7 protein-coding genes are annotated in these 6,138 nt (G+C 31.2%); 6 read left to right on the forward strand and 1 reads right to left on the reverse strand.

The window, feature by feature from the left end:
- Positions 1–8: 8 nt before the first annotated feature.
- Positions 9–695, forward strand: coding sequence for a hypothetical protein (locus ACMHJW_RS14050; RefSeq protein WP_413534034.1), 687 nt, complete (start codon positions 9–11; stop codon positions 693–695).
- A 46-nt stretch (positions 696–741) separates the two neighbouring features.
- On the opposite strand, the gene ACMHJW_RS14055 is transcribed toward ACMHJW_RS14050, so the two are convergent.
- Positions 742–1,206 carry a hypothetical protein gene (locus ACMHJW_RS14055; RefSeq protein WP_413534035.1) on the reverse strand — a complete coding sequence of 155 codons (465 nt, stop codon included), beginning with the start codon at positions 1,204–1,206 and terminating at the stop codon, positions 742–744.
- 196 nt (positions 1,207–1,402) lie between these two features.
- Between ACMHJW_RS14055 and ACMHJW_RS14060 the strand changes: the two genes are divergently transcribed.
- The 5 genes from ACMHJW_RS14060 to bioA are packed head-to-tail and all read left to right on the forward strand — an operon-like array spanning position 1,403 to position 5,981.
- Positions 1,403–2,020, forward strand: a complete 618-nt coding sequence (locus tag ACMHJW_RS14060) for a hypothetical protein (RefSeq protein ID WP_413534036.1) — start codon at positions 1,403–1,405, stop codon at positions 2,018–2,020.
- Entirely contained in the window at positions 2,004–3,107 is a 1,104-nt protein-coding gene (locus ACMHJW_RS14065) for an aminotransferase class I/II-fold pyridoxal phosphate-dependent enzyme (RefSeq protein ID WP_413534037.1), read from the forward strand. Before ACMHJW_RS14060 ends, ACMHJW_RS14065 begins: the two co-directional genes overlap by 17 nt.
- Positions 3,100–3,723, forward strand: a complete 624-nt coding sequence (bioD, locus tag ACMHJW_RS14070; protein WP_413534038.1) for a dethiobiotin synthase — start codon at positions 3,100–3,102, stop codon at positions 3,721–3,723. The genes ACMHJW_RS14065 and bioD overlap by 8 nt, the downstream gene beginning before the upstream one ends.
- Positions 3,724–3,735: 12 nt before the next feature.
- Positions 3,736–4,725: a biotin synthase BioB gene (gene bioB / locus ACMHJW_RS14075; protein WP_413534039.1), complete on the forward strand. Its 990-nt coding sequence runs from the start codon at positions 3,736–3,738 to the stop codon at positions 4,723–4,725.
- Positions 4,713–5,981 (forward strand): adenosylmethionine--8-amino-7-oxononanoate transaminase, encoded by a 1,269-nt coding sequence (gene bioA / locus ACMHJW_RS14080; protein ID WP_413534040.1) that lies wholly within the window; start codon positions 4,713–4,715, stop codon positions 5,979–5,981. The genes bioB and bioA overlap by 13 nt, the downstream gene beginning before the upstream one ends.
- The last annotated feature ends 157 nt before the right edge of the window (positions 5,982–6,138 follow it).

The raw sequence follows: 6,138 nt of genomic DNA on the forward strand, positions 1-6,138 counted from the left end.
TTAAAAAAATGATTAATCAACATCTAGCATCTACTATTTATTGTGGTACAGTGATTCATCATAGCCAAATAGCTAAAAACATATACCATATAAAACTTCAAAGTACAAACCTTGCTAAATTTAGATATGTTGCAGGTCTTACTCTAGAAGTTTATTTGTCAAATCCTTATGCCAATGCAGAATCATTGTTCCAAAAATTTTCAGTTTGGAATTTTGAACCGGTTTTCAATACCATTGATATTGTGATCAATACTCGTCATAAAAGTGAAACAGCAATTTGGATAAAATCAGTACAAATAGGAGACAAAGTATTTTTTAAAGAACCAATAGTTGAATTAGTTTTAGACGATACAGCAGCAGAATATTTATTCATCGGAAATATAGCATCTTTACCTTATTTCTATGAGTTAAACAGATCGATAGCAATTAGTAAGAAAATTCATAGTATTATTTTTACAACTAATATCAGTCAAATTTTTCCTGATATTGACCATAGTTTTCCATTGAGCACCTATTTTCTTGATGCACAAAACCCCGAAGATATACTAAAACTTCTTAAACTTCATCTTCCAAAACTAGCCAATAAGATAGTTGCCTATGTTTTAGCTGAACCCAATGAAATAGCTCTAATAAATAATTTTTTAAAGACGAATTCAAAAGACTTTATTCCAAAAATATATTCCAAAAGCTTTTGAACAAATCAAGAGATTAATAAGCAAATAATGGAAATGAAAAGTAATTTTAGTTGCTAAAATATTTTTTATCCTTAAGAGGGATTAAATCATAAATAGCAGAAATAGCTTTAAAAAGCTCATCATCTTTGCTTATACATAAATACCTTTGTTCCACGGAATGATTAAAATAATTGTCAAAAAAAACGATTGATAAAGATAAACCATCTAAACAAGCTTCAGACTTTCTTTTGAAAGCAATATTATCTATGTTTAACAGTTTTTCTTGAATTGAATACATTTGGGCTTTACTAATTTCAATCGTTTCAATTTTAGTTACTTTTTGTTTATTAATAAATTCATTTGATGAATATTTTACATGATATGTAGAATCTTTCAATTTATCTCCAACAATTTCTAATGTATAATAATTGAATGCATCTATCAGGTTTATTTCAATAAAATCAGTATTAATTCTATTTTGAGCACCTATTTTAAAGCTTAGGAGTAGAAGTAAAAATATAAAATATTTCATTTTAAATAAAGTCTAGCTTAGAAAACAAATATAATAGTTTATTAGTTGAATCATTCAACTTCTTTATATTGATGATTCTAAAAGTTTTTAAGAGATTCTAAAACAGTTTTAAATATATCCGGACTATCATTTATTACAAAAGTGGCGTATTAGCATGATCCGTTTGACTTATAATTTTGGACAAAAATAAAATCAATTGAAAAATTTATTAAATCACATTGTTTTAGAACCAAAATTACATGCAAAGTTACTCAATACACTTTCGTATATGGAAAACGCTGGAGCGAGAAAAATTTCGGCATGTGAACACAAAACTTTTGTGAATCTCATTCAACTGAAACATGCAGCAGAAGAACATCGACATGCTTATTATTTGAAAAAACAAATTCAAAAATTAATTCCTGATACATGTATCAATTACGAGCCTATTTATCTTTTGGCACCAAAGGCAACAATGTATTATTTGCATCAATTAGATATTCAGGTTTGTCGTTTATTGAAGAAAGAATTTAATCTTGAAGACGAAGATTTAAAATATGCTGCCTATTTATTTGTGACATATGCGATTGAAGTTAGAGCAGATCAATTGTATCCAATATATCAAGAAGTTTTGACGACGCATCAACAAAAAGTGATGGTGAAATCTATTATTGTCGAAGAAGAAGGTCATCTCGAAGAAATGATTTCTCAATTAAAAGAATTTCATAATGAATGGGAAATGTACGCAAATCAAGTCATAAAATTAGAAGAAGCATTATTTGAGGATTGGGTTTTGGCAATTGAAAATGAATTGAATAATGTCGAAAATTCTTAATTCATTGCAACTTTCTTTATCCGAAAGGGAGCGAAAAGGAATTAAAAGAACTTTAAAACTTTCCTCTTCAAGAATTGATTTTTATAGCAATGATTATTTAGGATTAGCTAAAAATGAAAGCTTACATCAGCAGATTTTAAATGAGTTCATAGCCCAACCATCTTTACTTTACGGTTCTACTGGAGCACGGTTGATTAGTGGAAATTCAAGTTATCTGAATGAAATGGAAAAGTTGATTGCGAATGAACATAAAGTGGAAGCAGCATTGCTTTTTTCATCTGGATATAATGCCAATTTAGCACTTTTTTCTACACTTTTATCACGACATGATACTGTTTTAGTTGACGAAAATATACATCGATCAGTATATGATGGGATTAAATTATCCAATGCAAAAAAGTTAAAATTTAAACATAACGATTTAGATCATTTAGAAAGACTATTACAAAGAGTAGGAGGAGGTTGCTTTATCGCGGTAGAAAGTTTGTATTCCATGGATGGCGATTTCGCACCATTAATTGAATTGGTTCAATTAGCTGATAAATATAATGCAGCATTAGTAGTTGATGAAGCTCATGCTTTTGGTGTTTTTGGTTATGGATTGGTTCATCAATTGGGATTACAATGCAAAGTGTTTGCAACGGTTGTAACCTATGGAAAAGCGATGGGAATGAGCGGAGCTTCAATTTTAGCTAATCAGTTAGTCATTGATTATCTCATTAATTATGCTTCACCTTTTATTTACACCACAGCTATTGCTAACTTTCATATGGTAGGTTTACGAAAAGGTTATCAATTTATCAAAGAAAATAAATCGCTTCAAGAAAGATTACAGCATAATATCAAACATTTTAGAAATAGTGGCTTAACGAGTTCTTCGAATAAAAATAGTCCAATTCAAATTCTAAAGTTTGAATCTACAAATCAACTAACCAAAGTTAAAAATAAATTAGAAGATGCAGGAATAAACACTTTTGCAGTATTTCCTCCTACAGTAGCAGAAGAGCGCTTACGAATCTGTTTGCATGCTTTTAACACACAAGAAGAAATCAATCAATTAGTAGAAAAGATAAAAGAAAATGTCTAAACAATTATTTGTTACAGGAATAGGAACAGGAGTGGGGAAAACAATTGTTTCAGCAATATTTACTGAAGCTTTACAAGCGGATTATTGGAAACCAATACAAGCAGGAGATTTAGAATCATCAGATAGTTTGTTGGTCAAATCTTTAACTTCTCCCGAATTGAAGATTCATCAAGAATGTTATCGCTTACAAAAAGCCGCTTCACCACATCAATCTGCAAAGGAAGAAGCGATTGAAATCAATTTAAATGACTTTGAACTCCCCAAAACAACCAATTCCCTTATTATTGAAGGAGCGGGCGGATTATTTGTACCAATCAATGAAGAAGATTTTATGATCGGTCTTATTCAGCAATTTAATCTTCCAACAGTTGTTGTAGCCACAAATTATTTGGGTTGTATTAACCATACATTATTGACGATTGAAGTGCTAAAAATGAGAAATATCCCTATCGAATATTTTGTGTTTAATGGTGAATTTGATGAAGATACTGCTCGTGTTATAAAAAATCATTTGCCTTCCGATATTTCGATCATCAGTATACCAAAACTCAATTCAATAAATTCAAACGAAGTGAAAAATAAAGCAGAAGCAATTAAACATCAAGTTAATATTTAAAATTCAATGAAAATGTCAAACGAAATACGTCACGATTGGACGAAAGAAGAAATTGAAAAAATCTATCATCAACCATTATTAGAATTAGTTTACCAAGCTGCAAAAGTTCACAGAGAATGGCACAATCCAAGAGAAGTACAAGTATGTACATTACTTTCTGTAAAAACTGGTGGTTGTCCCGAAGATTGTTCCTATTGTGGACAAGCAGCGCGTTACCATACCGATATTAAAGTAGAAGCGTTGTTACCAACAGCAACGGTATTAGCGCATGCTAAGAAAGCAAAAGAAGCGGGCTCATCACGTTTTTGTATGGCAGCTGCTTGGCGAGAAGTACGAAATAATCGAGATTTTGATCGAATCATCGAAATGGTGAAAGGTGTAAATGAGTTGGGATTAGAAGTATGTTGTACATTAGGAATGTTAACAGAAGAGCAGGCGATTCGTTTGCAAGAATCAGGTTTACACGCTTATAATCATAATTTAGATACTTCTGAAGCTTATTACGATGAGATTATTTCTACACGTAAATTCGATAATCGAATCAATACCATTCAAAATGTACGAAAAGCAGGAATTACAGTTTGTTCGGGCGGAATTATTGGTTTAGGAGAAACACATCAAGATCGAATTTCTATGCTGTTAACTTTAGCAACAATGCCAAAACATCCAGAATCTGTACCTGTAAATGCTTTAGCAAGAGTAAAAGGAACGCCTTTAGAAAATAATCCGAAAGTAGATATTTGGGATATGGTTCGTATGATTGCGACAGCTCGTATTGTGATGCCTTCTTCAGTTGTACGTTTAAGTGCCGGTCGAATAGAAATGACAGAAGTAGAACAAGCTTGGTGTTTTATGGCTGGGGCAAATTCGATTTTTACAGGAGAACGCGAAACCTTATTGGTAACACCTAACCCTGGCGTAACAGAGGACATGCAAATGTTTAAAAATTTAGGATTAATATCAATGGTTAAACAAGAAACAGCTCAGACATGTACACATTAAAAGAGCGCGATCAGTTAGTGAATTGGCATCCTTACACACAGATGAAAAAAGCCAATAATATTATTCCAATCGTAAGAGGAGAAGGAAGTTATATTTACGATGAAAATAACAAACAATATATAGACGCTGTTTCTTCGTGGTGGGTAACATTACATGGACATGCACATCCATATATTGCAAAGAAAATGTATGAACAGTTAACAACTTTAGAGCATGTTATTTTTGCAGGATTTACACATCAACCTGCAATAGAATTATCTGAACGTTTGTTAGCGCTTTTACCTCAAAATCAAAAGAAAGCATTTTACAGCGATAATGGCTCAACAGCGATTGAGGTTGCACTAAAAATGTGTTTACAATATCATTTCAATAAAAAAGAAGATAAACCTATAATTTTAGCATTCAAAAATGCCTATCATGGCGATACTTTTGGTGCAATGTCAGTAAGTGGAAGAGGAATTTGGACAGAACCTTTTAGCGAAAAGCTTTTTGATGTTATATTCATTGATACACCAAATGCCGAAAATATAGAAGCGATCAAATCCCAAATAAAAGAAGTTGCAACCAAAGTAGCATGTTTTATTTACGAACCTTTGGTGCAAGGAGCTTCAGGAATGTTGATGCATCAAGCTGAATATTTAGATCAATTGATGCGTTGTTGTAGAGCGCATCATATTTTAATGATTCAAGATGAAATTTTTGTAGGATTTGGGCGTACAGGAAAACTATTTGCAGCAAATCATCTTACCGAAGTTCCAGATATCATGTGTTTTTCAAAAGGTTTAACAGGAGGTACTTTGCCTTTGGGCATTACAACTTGTACAGACGATATTTACCAAGCATTTTATGCAGATGATTTAAATAAAACATTATTTCATGGTCATTCTTTTACAGCAAGTCCACTAGCATGTACGGCTGCATTAGCAAGTCTCGATTTATTGCTACAAACTTCTACACAACAACAAATTGAAAATATAGTTCATCAACATCAACTTTTTGTTGCATCTATTCAACATCATCCCAAAGTAAAAGTAATTAGACAATGCGGAACTATTTTAGCGTTGGAATGGAATACAGACCAAGAAACATCTTATTTTAGTGATATTCACGAAAAGTTATATCCTTATTTTTTAGAGAAAGGGATATTATTGCGTCCATTAGGAAATATCATTTATTTAGTTCCTCCTTATTGTATTTCGACTGAAGATCTAAATTATATTTATGATACAATTCGTCAAGCTTTAATAGAAGTATAAATAGTTGACTCGAAGTACATTTTTTTCAACTAATTTTATAAAAACTACAAATAAACATATAATAGATGTATTTCGTAATTTAATAGGTTTTTTCTTCTTTTCACTGTAATTTTATAGATGAAATAATTAAAATAAAAATGAAAAAAATAGATATTAC

Source organism: Empedobacter brevis, assembly GCF_965118635.1.
GTDB lineage: Bacteria > Bacteroidota > Bacteroidia > Flavobacteriales > Weeksellaceae > Empedobacter > Empedobacter brevis_A.